The organism is Amycolatopsis sp. VC5-11, from assembly GCF_037034185.1.
Classification (GTDB): Bacteria; Actinomycetota; Actinomycetes; order Mycobacteriales; family Pseudonocardiaceae; genus Amycolatopsis; species Amycolatopsis nivea.
The window spans coordinates 88,667-108,766 of sequence record NZ_JBAGKF010000011.1; the positions used below are offsets into that span (position 1 = coordinate 88,667).

Genomic DNA, 20,100 nt, shown 5'->3' on the forward strand with positions numbered 1-20,100 from the left:
CCGGTCTCGCATCCGCGAGGAGGGCTCGATGCACGAAACGTTTGCTTGCCTGCCGGGCGCACCGGCGAGAATCGCGATCACCGCCACCGCCGGCGAAACCGTCGTCGCGGTGTCCGACGAACTGGACCGGCGCTCCACCGACCGGCTCCGCGACGTGCTGGCCGAGGAGACCGCGCTGGGCCCGCCGAAGGTGGTCGTCGACGTCTCCGGCCTCACGTTCTGTTCGGTCAGCGGCCTGGAAGTACTGGTCGAAGCCGCGCGGGAGGCGTCCCTGGCGGGCGTCGCGTTCGTCGTGGTCGCCGCACAGCACGCCGTCCTGCGGCCGCTGCGCGTTCTCGGGCTCGACCGGGAGCTGCGGGTGGTCGAACGCCTCTCCGACGCCCTCGCGCCGAGCGCTGCCCCGAGCACGCTGGCGGCTGACGTCCGTTAACCCCGTTCGCCCGGCCCGGCCCGCTCAGCGGGCCGGGCTCGAACTGTGCCCGTGAGCTGGGCGGAGCCGAGCGAGGACCCTGCCGCGCGCCCGAGATCCGAGTACCGTGGCAAGCGCTGGAGAACATCCGGGCCGAAGGGAGGTAACCGTGGAGGGCGGAACGGTCGATTGCTCGGCCGTGGTGCGGCTGAGCGGCGACCCCACGGGGTTGCGCGGAGAGGTGGGCAAGGCGCTGGCCGCGGAGCCGCGGACGGTGGTTTTCGAGCTGAGCGAGCTGACCTCGTTCTCCCGCGAAGACCTCGCAGCGCTGCGCGAGACCGCCCAGCCGAGCGAAGCGGTCTTCGCCTGCCAGGAGGGCGGGGTGGCCCGCCAGGTGCTCGAGGAGGAGGGCGTCCTGTTCTCCGATTCGGCGTCCGAGGCGCTGGCGTACGACGACAAATCGCTGCGGCCGTCCGGCGAGCGGTTCCGGACTCTCACGGAGATGCTTCTGGCGGCGCGGAGCGTCGGCGATGTCCTGCAGCTGATCGTGGACGCGACGGCTTCGCTGGTGCCCGCCGCGGATCTGGTGTCGATCACCCTGCGCGCGCCGGACGGCAACTTCCACACCGCGGCCTACACCGATCCGGCGGCCGCCGACCTGGACCTGCTGCAGTACAAGCTCGAGGAAGGCCCGTGCCACGACGCGGCGGTGCCGGACCGCCCCGAGTTCCTGGAAGCCGCTGACCTGCGCCGGGACGCACAGTGGCCGCGGTGGTCCCCGGCGGTAGCCGAGCTGGGCTGGCGCGCGGTGCTGGCGACCGCACTGGCCGACGACGCCGTGGCGCGGTTCTCCGGCGCGCTCAACCTCTACTCGCGCACTCCCGGCGGCCTGACCGATGCCGACCGCGACGTCGTGCTGCTCCTGGCCAGCCACGCGACCCTCGCGGTGGCCGAAACGGACGCGGTGACCCGCAACGAGCTGAACCAGGCCCAGTTGCGGCGCGCGCTGGACAGCCGCGACGTGATCGGCCAGGCGAAAGGCATCATCATGGCGCGCCGGGGGCTCGACGCGCAGCAGGCGTTCGACCTGCTGCGCCGGACCTCGCAGCAGCTGAACGTGAAGCTGGTCCACCTGGCGGGCACGCTCGCCGCCCGGCACGAGGAACTGGACGGGCCGATCGCGGAGCTGGGGGAGCCCGACCCGGTGTGACGGCCGGGGCGTCGCGGGCGGGGTGTCGAGGGCACTGGCCGGGCGATCGCGTGGCGGGGATGGTTTTTGCCGGTTGAGCAGCGGCTGGCTTCCGGCTCTCTGCGTGGGGAACGGCCGGGGACGTGGGCTCGGGTGATCGCGAGTCGGGCACGGCTTCCTGCTTGCTGAGCTCCGGGCGCGGGCTTCCGGCTCTCGTCGCGGTCGGGGGCGTCCGATACGGGTTTCGCTTCCTCAGCAGCAGACGCAGCGTGCGGAGCACGGACTCGGTTTCCCCACTCGGGCAGCGCGACTGACCGCCGAATACGAGGTGTCCGGAGCCGCTCCGCCGGGTAGCCGGGGACGGAGGATTCGACTGAGGAAGGAGCCCGTCATGGTGCACCCCGTGCCGCCCGGACCGGAGCCCGTCCCGTCGCCGCCGGAGCCGGTGCCGCCGTTCCCGCCGGAGCCCGCCCCGCCGCCGCGTCCCGGGCCGGGACCGTTGCCGCCGCCGGAGCCGCCCGTCCCGCCGAAGCCGCGGTGACGGGGTAGCCAGCTTGGGCGCGGGGCCCGATTGCCGGGCGAGGCGACCGGGTACCTCCCGGGAAAGCGCCGCACGGGAACGGAGGCCGGTGATGGACGAAGCGGACCGGGCCGAACCGGGAGTCGTGGTCGGGGACGACGGATCCGACGGCGCCCGCCTGGCCGTCGACTGGGCGGCCGCCGAGGCGGAGGCGCTCGGGACCTGTCTCGTGCTCGTCCGGACGATGACGCTGCCGATGCCGAACGTGGATTTCGTGCCCGGCGTGATCACCCCGGTCGCGGGCGAGATCGTGGCCGATCAGTCCGTGGTGGACTACGCGGAGAAGGAGCTGGCCGAGGTCGCCGCCGAGATCGGCCGGAAACGGCCGGGGCTGCCGGTGCGCACGCGGGTGCGGTTCGGCCGGGCGAGCTGGGAACTGGCGGACATCGGACGGCAGGCGGAGCTGATCGTGGTCGGCGCGTCCGGCCGCGGCGGGCTGCCGCGGCTGCTGCTCGGGTCGACCGCCTCGCAGGTGGTGCACACGAGCGCGCGTCCGGTCGTCGTGGTCCGTCCGTCGGGGAAGAAGACCGGGCGCGTGGTCGTCGGCGTGGACGGATCGCCGGCGAGCGTCGCGGCGGTGCGGTACGCGTACGACTTCGCCGACCGGCACGGTTGCGCCTTGCACGCGGTGCACGTGTGGTCGGAACCGCCGGAGGACGTCTTCGGCCCGGCCCGCTCCGGCGGCGAGGGGCAGCAGACCCCGGAGGACGAGGGCGAACGGCTGCTCGCGGAGTCGCTCACCGGTCTCGGCGAGCGACATCCGGACGTCGTGGTGCGGCGGGAGGTCGCGCTCGGCAGCGTGGCCGAGGTGCTGCTGGACCACGCGGAATCGGCGACGCTGCTGGTGGTCGGCGGGCACGGTCGCGGTGCGTTGCGGGGCGCGTTCCTCGGTTCGGTGAGCCACGCGATGGCCTATCACGCACCGTGTCCGGTCGCGATTGTCCGGGAGGGCGTCGAGGAACACCCGGGCTAGCGCTGCAAGCTCCGCCGCACCAGCGCTGCGGCCAGCCGGGCCGAAACTTCGCCAGGCACCAGTTTCGCGAGACGTTTCGGATCGGTGGGCAGACCGGCTTTCTTCGCGCCGGCCAAGGCTTTTCGGTCGAAGTACGGGCGCAGCCACGGCCACACCGCCTGTGCCTCGCGGCAGAAGATCTGCGCGCCGGTCGGGCCGATCCGGGGGAACTCGGCGATGAGCTTTTCCAGCCGTCGCGGGTCGCCGTCGGCGGCGTCGGCCATGCGGCGCAGATCGTCGCGATACTGGTCGCGGATGAACTCGGCGCCTTCGCCGAGGTGGTGCGAAGTGCTTTCGTCGTACCGGACGTAGTGGGCGCGACCGAGCGCGTCAACGCGTTGCTGCCACGTGGAATCGCGCATCGCGGCCGGGGACCGCCAGCCCGAACGGGAGAGTTCGCGTGCGGCGGCGACTGCGATGCCGGCGCTGATCCGCGTCGACAACAGGGTGGCGAGGACCAGCAACCGGTACAGCGGCTGCGGTTTGTCGGCCAGCTTGATCCCGGCTTCCTCGGCGAACGTCGTGCCGTGTTCGGCGAGGAGTTCGTCCACTCGGCGCATGCGGGCCGGTTTCCCGTTCGGGCGGAAGCAAAACTCAGCGCTGGTCAGGGAAAGGTTCCTTGGCGAACTCGACGCACAGCCGCCAGCCGTCCGTGCCGGGCGCGGGTTCGGTCCAGGCGTCGAGCGCGTCGGTCAGCGCGCGCAGGATGTGCCAGCCGACCTCGTCCGGTCCGGGCGGGAACGCCCACGACGACGTGGTGGCGACGGTGACCGTCATCCGGCCGGCGCAGCGGAACGCGCATTCGAGAACCGCGCCGTCGTCCGCCCGGCGGGCCTGCGCCGCCACCGCCTCGTCCACGGCCAGCCGGAGATCGGCCACCTCGTCGACGGTGAACTCCGCCGGGGCGGCGACGTCCTCGGCCACCATCCGGGCGAGGAAGAGCAGTTCTCCGTGTGCCGGAAGACGCAGCTCGACCACGGGGGAAACCGCGGCCAGCACGCCCGTTCCGTCCGTGTCGCGCTGAACCATGCGTTTCGGGTTACCCCGCCCCGCGCCACGCCAATCATCCCCGTCCGGCGGCACCCGAACGGCCCGTTTCCGGCGCGGCACGGCGGGTAACCGGGGGATCGGAGCACGCAGGGAAAGGAGTACCCGGCATGAGCACCAACGCATACCTCTCGTTCCTCGCGATCGGGATCGCGCTGGTCCTGGTGGACGGCCAGATCATCTACCGCAGCGGCCGCCGTTACCTCGCGAACGCCTACGGGGACCCCGGAGCCGGCGCGTCGATGACCCGGCTGGTGACCGTGTTGTTCCACCTCGTGACCCTGGGCGTCCTGGCCCTGGTGTCGCTCGTCGACCTCGGCGGCAGCGACCTGCCGGGCGTGGTCGGCCGGGTGGGCGTGCTGTTGCTGATCCTGGCGTTGGCGCACGCGGCGACGCTGGGTGCGCTGGCGCGGATTCGCGGGGAGCAGGACGTGGCGGACGCGATCGCGCATCGCGACGAGCGGCGGGCGCGCCGGTCGGAGACGGATCTGCAGGCTCCGACGGTGACGCCGGTGCCGGGTCAGGAGGGCCGGCATCCGGATGTGAGCCCGTCGTTGGAGCAGCGGTCGCCGTATACGGCTTGAGCTTGAGTGCGCAGGGACCGGTGCGTTTCCGCGAAAATACCGCGGGAACGCACCGGTCTCTCTGTGTCGCACTGTCTACAAGCGAGGGTCGACCGGCTCCGATTCCAAGGCCAGCACGGCGAAAACGCACTCGTGCACGCGCCACATCGGCTCGTCGCGGGCGAGGCGGTCCAAGGCTTCGAGGCCGAGGCCGTACTCCCGCAGCGCCAGCGATCGCTTGTGGCCGAGGCCTCGTTGCCGCAGCCGGGTCAGGTGGCGTTCTTCGGTGTAGTCGGGGCCGTAGATGATCCGCAGGTACTCCCGTCCGCGCACCTTCAGCCCTGGCTGCACCAGCCCGCGCGAGCCGCGGACCAGGTTGGCGGCCGGTTTGACCACCATGCCCTCGCCGCCGTTCGCGGTGAGTTCGGTCCACCAGTCGAGGGCCGCCGCGACTGAGGCGGGGTCGGTGGTGTTGACCGGCAAACGTCCCGTCGGGGCCAGGAAACCGTCGCTGCTTTCGACGAGTCGGTCCGCCAGGGCGAGATGCCAATCGTGCGGCCGCTTGTGGTGGGCCTGGCCCGCCGACGCCAGCACCTGGAACGGCGCGAAGCGCACGCCGTCGAGGCCGTCGGTCGGCCAGCAATAGCGTCGGTACGACTCGGCGAACGCGTCCGCGTTGGTGGCGCGGGAACGCGTGCGCTCCAGCAAAGCGGACACGTCGAGACCGGACTTCTCAGCGGCGGCCAGCGCACTCACGGCAGCCGGGAGAGCCGAGCGCGCAGCAGCGCCGACCGCCGCGTACTGGTCGCGCAGCAACTGCTCGGCCTTCACGCTCCACGGCAGCAGTTCGCCGTCGAGCAGCAGCCAGTCTGAGCCGAGTTCGTCGAACAGACCGGCCTTCTCCGCGGCCGCGCGGATGCGGTCGACCGCTTCGGCCGTAAGCGTTTCGGGGAAGAAATGCCGTCCGGTCCGCGTCCACACCGCGCCGAGGGCGTCGCCGGGTGCGCCGAAGCGGGCGCGGGCCGCGTCGAGCGAGCGGCACACGAGGGCGACGGCGCGCGAACCCATGTGCTTTTCCTCGCACACCACGGAATCCACGCCTTCCGCGCGGAAATAGTCGAACGCCTGCGAAGGGTGTTCCAGCAGCCCGTCGGCCGTCGCGGTGGCGACCGGCGACATCGTCGGCGGCAGGTAGACCAGCCAGCGCGGGTCGATCGCGAACCGCGACATCACCTCCAAAGCCGCCGCGGCGTTCTCCTCGCGGACGCCGATCCGCTTCTGGTAGGCAGTCTCGATCACGCGGCGGCCCAGGACGTCGGTGACGTCGAGAACGCCCGGGTCGCGCCGTGCGACCGGCTCCGCGGCGGCCGGGTTGGCGGGGAACGGCTTGGCGGGCTCGTAATAAACCTCGGCCGCCGGGACGGAGACGATCTCCTTTTCCGGATACCGCAAGGCCGTGAGCGTCCCGCCGAACACGCAACCGGTGTCCAGGCACAGGGTGTTGTTCACCCATTCCGCGGAGGGCACCGGGGTGTGGCCGTAGACGACCATCGCGCGGCCGCGGTACTCGTTCGCCCACGGATAACGCACGGGCAGGCCGAATTCGTCGGTCTCGCCGGTGCTCTGCCCGTACATGCAGAAGCTCCGCACCCGTCCGGACGCGCGGCCCTGGAAGCGTTCGGTGATCCCCGCGTGCGCGACGACCAGCTTGCCGCCGTCCAGGACGTAGTGGCTGATCAGGCCGTCCATGAATTCCTGTGCTTCGGCCCGGAACTCGGCCGTCTCCGCCGCGAGCTGCTCGATCGACTCCGCGAGCCCGTGCGTGACCTGCACGTTCCGGCCGCGCAGCGCGCGCAGCAGCTTGTGCTCGTGGTTTCCGGTGACGCAGAAGGCATTTCCCGCACGCACCATGCCCATGACGAGCCGCAGCACGCCCGGAGTGTCCGGGCCGCGGTCGACGAGATCGCCGACGAACACCGCCCTTCGCTCCGGATGCCGCGCCCCGATCGCACGGCCCTCGTCGTCGCGCTCGACGGCATAGCCGAGTTCGCCGAGCAGCGCTTCAAGCTCTACGCGGCAGCCGTGGATGTCGCCGACGATGTCGAACGGCCCGGCCTCGTGCCGCAAATCGTTGTACAGCGGGACGCGCGTGATCGTCGCCTCGGCGGTCTCCTCCGGCGTGCGCAAGACGTGCACTGTCCGGAAGCCTTCCTTCTGCATGCTCCGCAACCCGCGGCGTAGCTGATCTCGCTGCCGCCGGACCACGTGCGCACCGAAGGTCCGGTCCGGGCGCTCGGCGTTGCGCGCGACGCACAGCGATTCCGGCGGGTCCAAGACGATCGCCACCGGCAGGACGTCGTGTTCCTTCGCCAGCGCGACCAGCGATTTGCGCGAGTCGGGCTGCACGTTGGTGGCGTCGATCACGGTCAGCCGTCCGGCGGCGAGCCGCTTGCCGACGATGTAGTGCAGGACGTCGAACGCGTCGTTGGTCGCCGACTGGTCGTTCTCGTCGTCGGACACCAGCCCGCGGCAGAAGTCCGACGAAATCACCTCGGTCGGCTTGAAATGCGTACGGCCGAACGTCGATTTGCCGGACCCGCTCGCGCCGACGAGGACGACGAGGCACAGATCGGGGATCTCAAGGGTGCTCATGCCGCGTCTCCTTTCGTGAACAGGGCCAGCTGCGTCGCCGGACCGACCTCGGGGTCGTCGGAACCGACCGGCAGCATCCGCACGCCGTAGCCGTGACTGCTCGCGACCCGCTCCGCCCACGCGCGGAACTCGGCGCGCGTCCACTCGAAACGGTGGTCGCGGTGACGCAGCTTGCCCGCGGGCAGCGACTCGAAACGCACGTTGTACTCGCGGTTGGGCGTGGTCACGATGACCGCTCGCGGCGCGGCGAACTCGAACACCGTGCGCTCCAGCGCTTCGAGCCGCGGCGGGTCGACGTGCTCGACGACCTCCATCAGCACCGCCGCGTCGAGCCCGGCGAGCCGGTCGTCGCGGTAGGTGAGCGAGGACTGCAGCATCTCCAGCCTCGAACGCTCCATTTCGGACCTGCGCTCCAGCCGCAGCTTCCGCGCCGCGACCTGCAGCGCGCGAGCCGAGACGTCCGTGGCCACTATCCGCTCCACCGACTTCTCGGCCAGCAGGTCGCGCACCAGCGCGCCCTCGCCGCAGCCGAAGTCGCCGACCGAACGCGCTTGCAGCGACCGGAGCACGGCCATGATCGTGCCGCGCCGCTGCTCGGCCAACGGCACCGGACGGTCCGGCGCTTCGAGGACCGCGGGCGCAGCGAGCGCGTTGTCGATTTCCTCGGGCTCGGAATCGTCCACTTCGGCCAGTCGCGTCAACGCAGCGGTCGTCAATGCCCGGCGATGCGCGAGGTAGCGGCGGGTGATCAGCTCCTTCTCTGGATGCCCGGCGAGCCAGTCGCCGCCGGCGCGCAGCAGCTTGTCGATCTCCTCTTCGCCGACCCAGTAATGCTTCGCGTTGTCGAGGACCGGGAGCAGCACGTAGACGTGGTTGAGCGCGTCGGCCAGCCGGAACTCGCCGGTGAGCCGCAGGTCGACATAGCGTGAATCGCCCCACTGCGGGAACTGCGGATCCAGCGGAAGCACGGTGGCCTCGACCGTCCAGCCGAGCGATTCGAACATCCGGCGCACCAGGTCGGCGCCGCCCGGACAGGCGGGCACCCGGATGTCGAGCGGAATCGCAGCGGCCGCCAGCTCCGGATGCGACTTGCACCGCCCGGCGAGCGCGGTGCGGAAAACTTCCTTGAGCGCCACGGAAAGCAGGCTCGACGCCGCGTAGGGACGGTCGTTGACGTACTGGCCGAGCGTGAACCCGTCGCCGGCACCGGTCTTGCCGCGCACCAGCGCCACTGGGTCGACCTCGAGCATGAGCGCGGCGGTGCACCGCTCGTCGGACGTCTCGGGGTAGAAGACGTGCGCTTGCCCGGCGGAAAGCTCGAACGACTGCACCCGGCCTGGGTGCTTGTGCAGCAGGTACCCCAGGTCGGACGCGGGCTGGTGGGTGGTGGTGACTGTCAGGAACACCAGGGGAGTATTCCGGATGGCATTCGCCCGTGTCGCGGGAGTTTCCGTGATGTGTCTTTGATGACGTCCAGCGCCGGTAACGATTCGCGAAACCGGAAAGATCTACCACCGAGCACGAGACGGGGAGTTCTTTCAGGCGGCAACGGTGCACTGCCTGTGCGGCTTACCCGAGCACTGTCAATTTCTTCGACGACCACGGCTGGTCCAGAACAAGGAAACACGATGAGCGACCAGGACTCCGCCGCACCGCGCACGGATCGCCGATACCGGCTGGCGACCGCGGCGGTCGTGCTGGCCGTCACAGCCGTGCTGGGCGGTTCGGGCTGGTGGCTGTTCAGCGGACGCACCGTGGGCGGGTACGCGCTGCCGGACGGCGCGATTCCGATCGGCGACCGTGACGTCTGCGCCAACACCGTGACGGTCATGCTCGGCACCGATGCCGAGATGACGGCGGTCGCCCGGGCGCTGCGCGGCGATCCCCGGGTCCTGCGGTCCTACACCGAGAACAAGCAGGACGGCTACGTGAGGTTCCGGAAGATGTTCGCGAACGAGCCGGAGCTGCTCGAGCTGACGTCAGCCGACGCCCTGCCCGCTTCGGTGACCGTGGTGCCGAAGGACCAGACCGACACCGAGGGCATCGCCGAGCAGCTCCGCGTCCAGTTCCCCGAGGCTCGGAAAGTCAGCGACAACACGGAGCTCCGCAGCAGGATCACCGGCCCGGGCTATCGGGATCCGACGTGCCCGCCCAGCGGAGAACGCTCCCCCTGAGCAGCCGCGGACTCCGGACGCTCCGCACACAGCCAATCACCGGGAATAAACTTCCCATTAACTGGGAAAAGCGGCTAGGAACCCGCCCGTCCGCGACGTAGCGTGCCCGCCATGACAAGCGCGGATGCCAACCGGAGAGCCGGGACCAGGGCGGCGCGGATCCTGGCGGTGTTCGCCGAGCGGGAGAGCGCCACGGCGGAGGAGATCTCCGTCGGCACAGGGATCCCGTCCAGTGCCGTGTACCGCTACCTGACGACGTTCGTCGAGACCGGCCTCGTGCACCAGTCACGCACTCGCGGCCGGTACTGCGCGGGCTCGCTCACCGTCCAGATGGCCGAGAACTACCGCCGCGAGGCGCTCGGCCAGGGCGGCGTCAAGCGGCGGCTCCGGCAGCTCGCCGCGGACACCGACGAGCTCGCGGCGTTCCTCATCGCGCGCGACAACGACGTGCTCTGCGTCGAAGCGGCCGAGGGGACCCGCGTCATCCGGTGCAGTTTCTCGCCGGGGCTGAGCAAGCCGCTCGTCTTCGGGGCGAGCGCGCAGGCGTTGCTGGCGCACCTGCCGGAGGACCGGGTCGCGAATTCGGCGAAGGCGCACGGGCTGAGCGGGGAACAGGTCGCGAAGCTCGAAACGGAGCTGCGCCGGGTCCGGGACCAGGGCTTCGCGGAGAGCGTCGGCCAGGTCGACCCGGGGGTGTGGGGCGTGAGCGTGCCGGTGCTGGACCGGCACCGCAAGCTCGTCGGCGCGGTGAGCACGATGGCCCCCGACTTCCGCGTGCGTCCGCGCCGCGACTCCCTCGTCACGCTCACCCACGCCGCCGCGCAGGACATCAGCCGATTGCAGGAGCACGTGTGAGCACCAGGAAGTGGACCGGACGCGAGGACGGCAGCGGTCCGGAACACCGCCGCTGGCACCACTCCGTCAACGAATTCTCCAGCGGCCCCGGGGTTTCGCTGATCGGGTTCGCCAGCGACGCCGGGGTCCGGCGCAACGGCGGACGGCCGGGAGCGCGCGGCGGACCGGAAGCGATCCGGCAGGCGCTGGCGTCGTTCGCGATCCGGCCGGAGTTCGTGCTCAGCGACGCAGGCGACGTCGTCGTCGAAGGCGACGAGCTGGAAGCGGGGCAGGAAAACCTCGGCGAGCTGGTCGCGAAGCAGCTCAGCGACGGAAATCTCCCGCTGGTGCTCGGCGGCGGCCACGAAACGGCGTACGGCTCCTACCTCGGCCTCGCCCGCAGCGGCCTGCTGGACGGCCGCCGCCTCGGCATCCTCAACCTCGACGCGCATTTCGACCTGAGGACGGCCGACCGGGCGTCCTCGGGCACCCCGTTCCGGCAGATCGCCGCCGCGGAAGCCGAACGCGGCGCGGAATTCGCCTACGCCGTGGTCGGAATCAGCGAACCCGGCAACACCGCCGCGTTGTTCGAGACGGCCGCCGGGCTGAACGTCCGCCACCTCCTGGACCTCGACTGCCAGGAACGCTGTCTGGAAAGAGTTCTCGACTTCGTCCGGGCCTTCGTCGCGGACGTCGACGCGCTGTACCTGTCGATCGACCTCGACGTGCTCCCCGCCGCGCAGGCGCCGGGCGTCAGCGCTCCCGCGACCCTCGGCGTACCCGCCGCGGTCGTCCTCGAGGTGTGCCGGCTGGTCGCGAGCGACCCGAAGCTCGCCCTCGCCGACCTCACCGAACTGAACCCCGTCTACGACGTCGACCACCGCACAGCCCGGATCGCGGCGCGCCTCGCGCACACGCTCGTGACGAGCCGTCCGGTCCCGGAAGGACAGTGACCATGCCCCCTCAGCGAATTTGGCCGCGGCTCGGCGCCGTGCTGCTGGCCTGCCTGCTCGCGTTCCTGCCCGTGAGCGCGGCGAGCGCGGCCGAGCCGCCGGGCGGGAAGCTCGCCGCGCTGCGGTCCGGGCAGACCGCGCTCCGGGTCGGCACCGACGCCACGTTCCCGCCGTTCGAGTTCACCGACGCGAAGGGCGGTCAGCTCGGTTTCGACATCGACCTCGTCCGGGCGCTCGCGCAGCGCGCGGGCATCAAGAAGGTCGACTTCGTCCAGATGCCGTTCGGGAACATCGTCCCGGCGCTGCAGGCGAACCAGATCGACGTCGGCGCGTCGGCCATCTACATCAGCCCCGCGCGGGAGAAGGCCGTCGACTTCTCGGACATCTACTATCCGGGCGGGCTCGCGGTTTTCGTGTCCGACAAGGACAACTCGGTCACCTCGCTCAAGGATCTCGCCGGCAAGCGGGTCGCGGTCCAGGTGGGCACGAAGTCGGTCGACTGGCTCACCCAGCACCAGCCCGCCGCGCAGCTGATCACGGCGCAGACCAATGAGCAGATGTTCTCGTCGGTGAAGCTGGGCCAGGCGGACGCGGTCGTCACCGGGGCTCCCGCCGGGAAGTACTTCATCGCGCAGCAGGGCGGCCTCAAGCAGGTCGGCGACCGGCTGACCGAGGAGAACTACGGCTACGCCTTCCAGAAGGCCGACACCGAACTGCGGACCGCGTTCAACACCGCGCTCAAGCAGATGCACGACGACGGTACGTACAAGCAGTCCACCGAAAAGTGGTTCGGCGCGGAGAGCACCGCTGCGAAGTCGGGCGGGCACTCGCTGTTCAACTTCTCCACCATCGTCGACTCCTCGGGACAGCTCTGGCAGGGTCTGCTGGTCAGCCTCCAGGTCATCCTGCTCGCGCTGGCGCTGAGCCTGCTGCTCGGCACGCTCGGCGGATTCGCCAAGCTCAGCAAGATCGCGCCGGTCCGGTGGATCGGCAACGTCTACGTGTCGGTGATCCGCGGGACGCCGTTCGTGGTGCAGCTGTTCTTCATCTACTTCGGACTGCCGCAGCTCGGCCTGCAGCTCCCGCCGATGACCGCGGGCATCATCTCGCTCGGGCTCTACAGCGGCTCGTACGTGACCGAAATCTTCCGCGGGGCCGTGCAGTCCATCGACCGCGGACAGCTGGAAGCGGCGCGGTCGTGCGGCATGTCGCAGGTGTCGGCGATGCGGCACGTGATCATCCCGCAGGCGTTCCTGCGGATGCTTCCGCCGCTGGGCAACGAATTCGTGTCGCTGACGAAGAACTCGGCACTGGTGTCCTTCGTGACCATCCACGAACTGTTCCTGGTCGGGCAGACCATCATCTCCCGCACCTTCGACGCGCTGACCGTGTACCTGTTCATCGGCCTGCTGTATTACCTGCTCACCAACCTGATCAGCGGCACCACGCGCACCCTCGAGAAGAAGATGGCGGTGTACATCTGATGGCACTGTTGGAAGTTCACGGCCTCGCCAAGTCCTACGGGGACGTCCAGGTGCTCGACGGGATCGACTTCGCGATCGAACCCGGCCAGGTCGTCGCGGTGATCGGGCCCAGCGGCGGCGGGAAGTCCACCTTCCTGCGCTGTCTCAACCTCCTGGAGACCCCGACGTCGGGCCGCGTCTCGTTCGACGGCGAGGAACTCACCGGGCGCGGCGTCGACCTCGACCGGCTGCGGTCCCGGATGGGCATGGTGTTCCAGCACTTCAACCTGTTCCCGAACATGACGGTGCTGCGCAATGTCGTGCTGCCGCAGATGAACGTGCTCAAACGGTCCAAAGAGGAGGCCGAGGCGAAGGCGCGCGCCCTGCTGGAACGCGTCGGCATGCTCGAACGCGCCGGCGCTTATCCGAACCGGTTGTCCGGCGGGCAGAAACAGCGCGTCGCGATCGTCCGCGCCGCCGCGATGGACCCGAAGCTGATGCTGTTCGACGAACCGACCTCGGCGCTGGATCCCGAGGTGGTGCAGGACGTCCTCGACATCATGTCCGAGCTCGCGAAGGACGGCATGACGATGCTCGTGGTCACCCACGAGATGGGGTTCGCCCGCAAGGTCGCCGACCGCGTGGTCTTCGTCGACGGCGGGAAGATCGCCGCCGACCTGCCGCCTGCCGAGTTCTTCTCCGCGGGCAACGCGAATCCGCGCGCCCAGGCCTTCCTGGAAAAGGTGCTCTGACCGACGCGTGCTCGCGGGCCGCTTGACGCCCGCGAGCACGCCGCTTAATCTTGCGTTCTCAGACAGGCACAGACGAAGAGCCACTGTCAGCGGTCTTCGTCGTGTCTGTTTTTTGTATGCCGGGATCGCTGACAGCCAGCGCAGAAAGTTGGCGGTCCATGAGTTCACCTACGGTCGCAACGCCGCGATCGATCGCGAATGTTTCGCAGGTCACCGCGCTGATCAACACGTTGTCGAAGTTGCCGCGCAAGGCGAACCTGCTGTGGTACCTGGTCCTGGGCGGGCTGTTCCTCGACGCCTACTCGAACGCCGCGCTCGGCGCCGGCCTCGCTCCGATGACCAAGGAACTGGGGCTCAGCGCGGGCCAGGTCGGCCTGCTCACCGCGACCGCGCCCGCGGTCGCCATCCTGTTCAACCCGGCGGGCGGCTGGCTGGCCGCCCGGATCGGCCGGGTCAAACCGCTGATCGCGGCGAAAGCGATCGCCGGGCTCGGCGCGGTGCTCACCGCGACCGGCGGCAGTTTCGAGGCGGTCTGGGCCGGTCGCGCGCTGGTCGGCGTCGCCTACGGCATCGACTTCGCGGTCGCGATGGCGCTGCTCGCCGAGTACACCCCGGCGAAGCTGCGCGGACGGCTGAACCTGTGGCAGTCCGTCTGGTACGTCGCCACCACGGTGAACCTCGCCCTGACGCTGCTTTTCTACCAAGCCGGCGTTTCGGTGGAGATCTGGCGCTGGTCGGTCGGCTCGGCCGGGGTCTTCGCGCTCGCGCTGCTGGTGCTGCAGATCGCGTTCCTCACCGAAAGCCCGTCCTGGCTCGCGTCCAAGGGCCGCTTGGCCGAAGCGGCGCGCAGCCTCCGCCGGATTTACGGTTTCGACGTGGAGCCGGGAACGGCCAGCGGCGGCGACGTCGCGGCCGAGGAGCGCAAGATCGGGTTCCGGCACGCGGGCGTGCTGTTCCGGAAGCCGTACCTGCAGCGCACCTTCCTGTCCACGGCGATCTCGCTGACCCAGGCGATGCAGTACTTCGCGATCGGCTGGTACCTGCCGGTGATCAGCCTCGCGATCTTCGGCAACGAATTCGAGACGGCCACGCTCGGGTCGATGGTGTTCAACGTCGCCGGGATCGTCGGCGGCGCGCTGTCGGCGTGGTTCGGCCGGAAGATCGGGCTGCGGGTCAGCTCGGCGGTCGGCTACGCCTTCGCGTTCGCCATCCTGCTGGTGATGGGGCTGGGCTTCGGGAAGCTGCCGATCGCGATCGGGTTCCTGCTGCCGTTCCTGTTCATCTTCTTCCATTCCGCCGGCCCCGGCGCGAACGGCAAGTCGATCGCGGCGCTGTCCTACCGCAGCGACGTGCGCACCCTCGGCACCGGCGTGACCGGCATGCTCGGCAGCTTCGGCAGCGTCATCGGGCTGTACGTGTTCCCGCAGATCAAGGAGGCGATCGGCCTCGGCCCGACGATCGCGCTGCTCGCCGCGGTGCCCGCGCTCGGCCTGGTGTCCTGCCTGGTCGTGCGCTGGGACCCGACCCGCAGCGGCGTCGACCCGGACGACGAGGAGATCTCGCTGCCGGGGAGGACGGCGTGACGCGGCGCGGAATCCTGGCGGTCGACGAGGGTTCGACCGGCACGCGGGCAGCGGTGGTCGGCGAGGACGGGATGTCCGGCCCGTCGTTCTACACCGCCGTCGACGTCGTCCATCCGGAACCGTCGCGGGTGGAGCAGGACGCGGCGCAACTGCTGGAGCGCACCGTCGACGTCGCCCGTCAGGCGATCGCGTGGGCGGGGGAGAACGGCGTCGAGATCGTCGGGATGTCGGTGTGCACGCAGCGCGCCACCGCGATCCTGTGGGACCGCGAGACCGGGCGGCCGCTGGCTCCGGCGGTGGTGTGGCAGGACACCCGGTACGCGGACGAGCTGGCGAAGCTCGCTCCGGAGTGGGATCCGGTGCTGTGGGAGCGGACCGGCCGCCCGGTCGGCACCCGCGCGCCGTTCCTGTGGGCGGCGCGGCAGCTCGACCAGCTCGACGTGCCCGCCGACCGCGTGCTGTTCGGTTCGGTCGACACGTGGCTCGTGTGGCATCTCAGCGGCCGCACCAGGTATGTCATGTCGGCGACCAACGCCGTTGCTTTCGGCGGGTACCGGCTGCGCGAGCACGCGTGGGACCGGGAATGGCTGGCCGCACTGGGTTTCCCGGCCGAGCTGGCCCCGCCGCCGGTCGACGACGACGGCGATTTCGGGCGCACCGACCCGGGTCTGCTCGGCATCGAGGTGCCGATCGCCGCGGTGATGGGCGACCAGCACGCCTCGCTGATCGCGCTCGGCGCGCTGACCCCGGGCCAGGGCACCTGCGTGCACGGCACCGGCACGTTCGTCGGCGCGCTGGCCGGGGACGAACCGCCGGACGGGCTCGGCAAGGTCGACGGCGTGCTGTGCCTCGTCGGCTGGCGCAGCGCGGGACACAGCCGGTTCAGCCTGGAGGCCTACACCTCCACCACCGGTTCCGCTTTGCGGTGGCTCACCGAGGATCTCGGGCTGTTCCGGTCCGCCGCCGAGATCAGCGAACTGGCGGCGGCCCAGCCGGGCAGCACGTCGACCTGGTTCGTGCCGACGCTGGCCGGGCTGCGCACGCCGGTGCAGCGTCCCGGTGCGCGCGGATTGCTGACCGGGCTGAGCCTGGCCACCACCCGCGACGTGGTGGCGCGGGCGGTGCTCGACGGGATCGCGCACGCGGTGAGCGACACCGTCGACGCGCTGCGGACGACGATGAACCGGCCGGTGACCCGCCTGCGTGCCGGCGGCGGATTGGCCGCCAGCGACGTCCTGCTGCAAAGCCAAGCCGATTTCGCCGGAGTCGAGATCGAGCGAGTGGCCGATTCGGCGACCGCCAGCCTTCGGGGCGCCGCGTATCTCGCGGGCGTCCGGCTCGGCGTGTGGCCGTCGTTGGCCGAAGCCGTTGCGAACCTGGGGAACGGCGAGGTCTTCGAGCCTCGGCTGCCCGAGGACGAACGGCGCGAACTGCGTGCCCGCTGGCAGAGCGTGCTCGCGGCTTCGCTGTCCTGACCGTCCTCTGTGGACGCTTTCAACTGTTGAGTGGAGAGACAAGCTCATGTTCACACTGCCGTCCCGACGGCCGAACGCCGTCGCCGCGAGGGCGACCCTGTCCGCGCCGTTGCGGCTGGACCGCCGCACCGCGCTGACCGACCTCGAAACCGGCACGTTCGACGTGCTGGTGATCGGCGGCGGCGTCACCGGCGCCTACACCGCGCTCGACGCCGCCTCCCGCGGCCTCAAAGTGGCGCTGGTGGAGCGCGACGACTTCGCGTCCGGAACCTCGTCGAAGTCGTCCAAAATGGTGCACGGCGGGCTGCGCTACATCGAGCAGGGCAACCTCGACCTGGTCCGGCATTCGCTGCTGGAACGGCAGCGGTTCCGCCGCAACGCCCCGCATCTGGTGCAGCGGCTGCCTTTCCTGTTCCCGATCCTGGCCAAGGACGGCGTGTTCGACGCGCGCATCGCCAAGGCCTTCGAGAGTCTCTTGTGGACCTACGACCTCGCGGGCGGCTGGCGGATCGGCAAGCTGCACCAGCGGTTGACCGTGGACGAGGTGCTCGCGCACGCGCCGACGCTGCGCGCGGAGAACCTCAAGGGCGGGCTGATGTATTACGACAGCCGTGCTGATGACGCACGGCTGACGCTGGCGATCGTCCGCAGCGCTGCCCGGCTCGGCGCGGTGGTGGTCAACGGTGCCGAGGTGACCGGATTGCGCACCGCGGGCGGGCGGGTCACCGGCGCGACCCTGCAGGCCGGCGGCGAGCAGATCGACATCCGGGCGCGCGTCGTGGTCAACGCGACCGGCGTGTGGGCGGACCGGGTCGAGGGCATGGCCGACAGCGGGCACCAGCCGCAGGTCCGCCCGGCCAAGGGCGTGCACATCGTGCTGCCGTGGTCGAAGATCCGCAACGACTGCACCGTCACCGTGCCGATCCCGGGCCGCGCGCGGCGGGCCACCTGCACGCGCTGGGGCGACGTCGTCGTGGTCGGCACCACCGACACCGACTACACCGGCTCGACCGACGACGTGCACTGCACCCGCGAGGAAATGGACTTCCTCCTCGAAGGCGCCCAGATCGCCTTCGACACCAAGCTCGACGCCAGCGACGTGCTGGGCAGCTACGCGGGCCTGCGTCCGCTCGTCGGCGGCAAGGAGGGCGCGACGCTGGACATGCGCCGCGACCACCACATCACCGTGTCCGCGGGCATGGTCACGGTGACCGGCGGCAAGCTCACCACGAGCAGGCACATGGGCGAGCTGGTCGTGGACAAGGCGCTCGGGCTGCTGGGCCGGAAAGCCAAGTGCCGCACCAAGAACCTGCCGCTGATCGGCGGCGCCGGATACGACGCGGAGGCGACGGCCGCGACCGGTGGCGTCGCCGCGCATCTCGGCGGCCGCTACGGCACCGAGGCACGGTTCGTGAGCGCGCTGGTCGACGAGAACCCGGCGCTGGGGGAGCCGCTCATCGAGGGGCAGCCGTTCCTCAAGGCGGAGGTCGTGTTCGCCGCTCGTTCGGAGATGGCGCGCTCGGTGGACGACGTGCTGTCGCGGCGGACCCGGCTGCGGCTGTTCGCGCGGGACGCGTCGGTCGAGGCCGCCCCGCTCGTGGGCGATCTGCTCGGCGCGGAACTCGGCCTCAGTCCGGAAACCGTTGCGGCGCAAGTGGAGCAGTACCGGGCGGACGTCGCCCGGGAGAAGTCGATCCTGTTCGGAGACAACCTGTTGGGAGCCAACGCATGATCAGCCGTCAGACCGTCACGCACCCGTTCAACCGGGGCAATTACGTGGTCGGCGCGCCGACGCCGCCGCGCTGGGGCGGACGCACCGAACCGGGCAAGGGCGACGCGTCGCTGCAGACCGCCGCGGTCGCCGTGCCCGCCGCGCTGACCGAGGCGCTGCGCGAGCTGGCGGACGCGGTGCACACCGAACGCGACGAGGTCGTGCTGCGCACCCGCGACTGGTGGGCGGGCTCGATGATCGGCGAGACCGCGGGCGCCCCCGCGACGCCGGACGCGGTGATCGCCGAGGTGAGCACCGTGGAGCAGATCCAGGCCGCGGTGCGGCTGTGCGCCGAGCACCGGGTGCCGCTGACCGTGTCGGCGGGCCGCAGCAACGTCACCGGGGCCGCGCTGCCGGTGTACGGCGGGGTCGTGCTGGATGTGTGCGGTCTCGACAAGATCGTGTCGTTCGACGCCGAATCGCAGATCGTCGAAGTGCAGGCGGGCATGTTCGGCGACCTGTTCGAGAAGGAACTGCAGGAGACGCACGGCGCGACCACCGGGCACTGGCCGTCCGCGTTCGCGATCTCCACCGTCGGCGGCTGGGTGGCCTGCCGCGGCGCGGGCCAGCTGTCCAGCCGGTACGGGAAAATCGAGGACATGGTCGTCGGCCTCGACGTCGTTCTCGCCGACGGCACCCTGGCCCGCTTCGGCGACTACCCGCGCGCCGCGACCGGCCCCGACCTGCGGCAGCTGTTCGTCGGCTCGGAAGGCACCCTCGGCGTGATCACCGCGGTGCGGCTGCGCACGCACCCGCTGCCGACGTACTCGAAGGCCATCGCGTACGGCTTCGAGACCTTCGCCGCCGGGCTCGACGCCTGCCGCCGGATCATGCAGCGCGGCGCGACCCCGGCCGCGATGCGGCTGTACGACAAGCACGAGAGCGGCACGCACTTCGGGCAGCCGGACACCAACCTGCTGCTCATCGCCGACGAGGGCGACCCGGTGCTGGTCGACGCGATGATCCAGGTCAGCGCCGAGGAATGCGCCGCGACCGGGTCCGAATTGGACGGTCAGCCGGTGTTCGACCGCTGGCTGGACGAGCGGATGCTGGTCGGCAAGTCCGCCGACGGGTTCACCCCGGGTCCGGGCTTCGTCGCCGACACCCTCGAGATGGCCGGTGCGTGGTCCGCGCTCCCGGCGATCTACGACGAGGTGGTGGCCGCGATCCAGGCCGTGCCGGGGACTTTGGCGGCGTCGGCGCACCAGTCGCACGCTTACACCGACGGGGCCTGCCTGTACTTCTCGCTGCGCGGCGACGTGGAGCCGGAGAAGCGGCGGCACTGGTACCGGTCGGCGTGGGATGCCGCGAACGCGGTGCTGGTACGGCACGGGGCGGCGCTGAGCCACCACCACGGGTCGGGGCTGCTGCGCGGGCCGTACCTGGAGGATGCGCTCGGCAGCGGGTTCGGGACGTTCGTCGAGGTGAAGCGCGCTCTGGACCCGGCCGGGCTGCTGAACCCGGGGAAGCTCGGCTTGCCCACCGACCTGGGCCCGAACCCGCTGGACTCGGCCGGCTGACCCGGGCTTGAGGTCCGTGAAGGACTCCTTGCGGGAACCAGATTCCCTCAAGGACTCCTTCACGGACAGCGGCGGGAGTCCAGTGGGTTCGCGAGCTGACCGGCCGCGGCTGGCGGGGCTGCG

Annotated in this window: 18 protein-coding genes; 14 read left to right on the forward strand and 4 right to left on the reverse strand. The window is 70.7% G+C overall.

Annotated features, from left to right (window positions below; translation table 11 throughout):
* Positions 1 to 28 precede the first annotated feature (28 nt).
* From WA670_RS28900 to WA670_RS28915, 4 genes are all read left to right on the forward strand, one after another.
* The gene (locus WA670_RS28900; protein WP_051728945.1) at positions 29 to 430 is read left to right on the forward strand and encodes an STAS domain-containing protein; all 402 of its coding nucleotides are present in this window, start codon (positions 29 to 31) and stop codon (positions 428 to 430) included.
* Between the two features lie 148 nt (positions 431 to 578).
* On the forward strand, positions 579 to 1,619 hold the full coding sequence (locus WA670_RS28905; RefSeq protein ID WP_238606863.1) for a GAF and ANTAR domain-containing protein: 1,041 nt from the start codon (positions 579 to 581) through the stop codon (positions 1,617 to 1,619).
* Between the two features lie 370 nt (positions 1,620 to 1,989).
* Entirely contained in the window at positions 1,990 to 2,139 is a 150-nt protein-coding gene (locus WA670_RS28910) for a hypothetical protein (RefSeq protein ID WP_200864586.1), read from the forward strand.
* A 91-nt stretch (positions 2,140 to 2,230) separates the two neighbouring features.
* Positions 2,231 to 3,151 carry a universal stress protein gene (locus WA670_RS28915; RefSeq protein ID WP_238606861.1) on the forward strand — a complete coding sequence of 307 codons (921 nt, stop codon included), beginning with the start codon at positions 2,231 to 2,233 and terminating at the stop codon, positions 3,149 to 3,151.
* On the opposite strand, the gene WA670_RS28920 is transcribed toward WA670_RS28915, so the two are convergent.
* Together WA670_RS28920 and WA670_RS28925 are read right to left on the reverse strand one after the other, a co-directional pair.
* Entirely contained in the window at positions 3,148 to 3,750 is a 603-nt protein-coding gene (locus WA670_RS28920) for a hypothetical protein (RefSeq protein ID WP_037812949.1), read from the reverse strand. The two genes, WA670_RS28915 and WA670_RS28920, sit on opposite strands and share 4 nt — an antisense overlap.
* A 34-nt stretch (positions 3,751 to 3,784) precedes the next feature.
* Positions 3,785 to 4,219: an anti-sigma factor gene (locus tag WA670_RS28925; protein WP_238606858.1), complete on the reverse strand. Its 435-nt coding sequence runs from the start codon at positions 4,217 to 4,219 to the stop codon at positions 3,785 to 3,787.
* A 128-nt stretch (positions 4,220 to 4,347) separates the two neighbouring features.
* Here WA670_RS28925 and WA670_RS28930 point away from each other — a divergent pair, with 128 nt between their 5' ends.
* The gene (locus tag WA670_RS28930; RefSeq protein WP_037812946.1) at positions 4,348 to 4,821 is read left to right on the forward strand and encodes a hypothetical protein; all 474 of its coding nucleotides are present in this window, start codon (positions 4,348 to 4,350) and stop codon (positions 4,819 to 4,821) included.
* 75 nt (positions 4,822 to 4,896) lie between these two features.
* Here WA670_RS28930 and WA670_RS28935 read toward each other — a convergent pair whose 3' ends face one another.
* Both WA670_RS28935 and WA670_RS28940 read right to left on the reverse strand, forming a co-directional pair.
* On the reverse strand, positions 4,897 to 7,452 hold the full coding sequence (locus WA670_RS28935; RefSeq protein ID WP_336159426.1) for a polynucleotide kinase-phosphatase: 2,556 nt from the start codon (positions 7,450 to 7,452) through the stop codon (positions 4,897 to 4,899).
* Positions 7,449 to 8,858 carry a 3' terminal RNA ribose 2'-O-methyltransferase Hen1 gene (locus WA670_RS28940; protein ID WP_336159427.1) on the reverse strand — a complete coding sequence of 470 codons (1,410 nt, stop codon included), beginning with the start codon at positions 8,856 to 8,858 and terminating at the stop codon, positions 7,449 to 7,451. Before WA670_RS28940 ends, WA670_RS28935 begins: the two co-directional genes overlap by 4 nt.
* Positions 8,859 to 9,080: 222 nt before the next feature.
* Here WA670_RS28940 and WA670_RS28945 point away from each other — a divergent pair, with 222 nt between their 5' ends.
* From WA670_RS28945 to WA670_RS28985, 9 genes are all read left to right on the forward strand, one after another.
* Entirely contained in the window at positions 9,081 to 9,626 is a 546-nt protein-coding gene (locus WA670_RS28945) for a permease-like cell division protein FtsX (RefSeq protein ID WP_037812940.1), read from the forward strand.
* A 111-nt stretch (positions 9,627 to 9,737) separates the two neighbouring features.
* Positions 9,738 to 10,481 carry an IclR family transcriptional regulator gene (locus tag WA670_RS28950; RefSeq protein WP_043840082.1) on the forward strand — a complete coding sequence of 248 codons (744 nt, stop codon included), beginning with the start codon at positions 9,738 to 9,740 and terminating at the stop codon, positions 10,479 to 10,481.
* On the forward strand, positions 10,478 to 11,413 hold the full coding sequence (hutG, locus tag WA670_RS28955) for a formimidoylglutamase (protein ID WP_336159428.1): 936 nt from the start codon (positions 10,478 to 10,480) through the stop codon (positions 11,411 to 11,413). Before WA670_RS28950 ends, hutG begins: the two co-directional genes overlap by 4 nt.
* Before the next feature lie 2 nt (positions 11,414 to 11,415).
* The gene (locus WA670_RS28960) at positions 11,416 to 12,897 is read left to right on the forward strand and encodes an ABC transporter substrate-binding protein/permease (protein ID WP_336159429.1); all 1,482 of its coding nucleotides are present in this window, start codon (positions 11,416 to 11,418) and stop codon (positions 12,895 to 12,897) included.
* Complete coding sequence (locus WA670_RS28965) at positions 12,897 to 13,628, forward strand: amino acid ABC transporter ATP-binding protein (protein ID WP_134662231.1); 732 nt, start codon at positions 12,897 to 12,899, stop codon at positions 13,626 to 13,628. Before WA670_RS28960 ends, WA670_RS28965 begins: the two co-directional genes overlap by 1 nt.
* A 158-nt stretch (positions 13,629 to 13,786) precedes the next feature.
* Entirely contained in the window at positions 13,787 to 15,211 is a 1,425-nt protein-coding gene (locus WA670_RS28970; protein WP_275292238.1) for an MFS transporter, read from the forward strand.
* Positions 15,208 to 16,686, forward strand: coding sequence for an FGGY family carbohydrate kinase (locus WA670_RS28975; RefSeq protein ID WP_336159430.1), 1,479 nt, complete (start codon positions 15,208 to 15,210; stop codon positions 16,684 to 16,686). The genes WA670_RS28970 and WA670_RS28975 overlap by 4 nt, the downstream gene beginning before the upstream one ends.
* A 46-nt stretch (positions 16,687 to 16,732) precedes the next feature.
* A complete protein-coding gene (locus tag WA670_RS28980) occupies positions 16,733 to 18,418 on the forward strand; it encodes a glycerol-3-phosphate dehydrogenase/oxidase (protein ID WP_336159431.1) in 1,686 nt (561 codons plus the stop codon).
* Positions 18,415 to 19,977, forward strand: a complete 1,563-nt coding sequence (locus WA670_RS28985) for an FAD-binding oxidoreductase (RefSeq protein WP_336159432.1) — start codon at positions 18,415 to 18,417, stop codon at positions 19,975 to 19,977. The genes WA670_RS28980 and WA670_RS28985 overlap by 4 nt, the downstream gene beginning before the upstream one ends.
* Positions 19,978 to 20,100 lie beyond the last annotated feature (123 nt).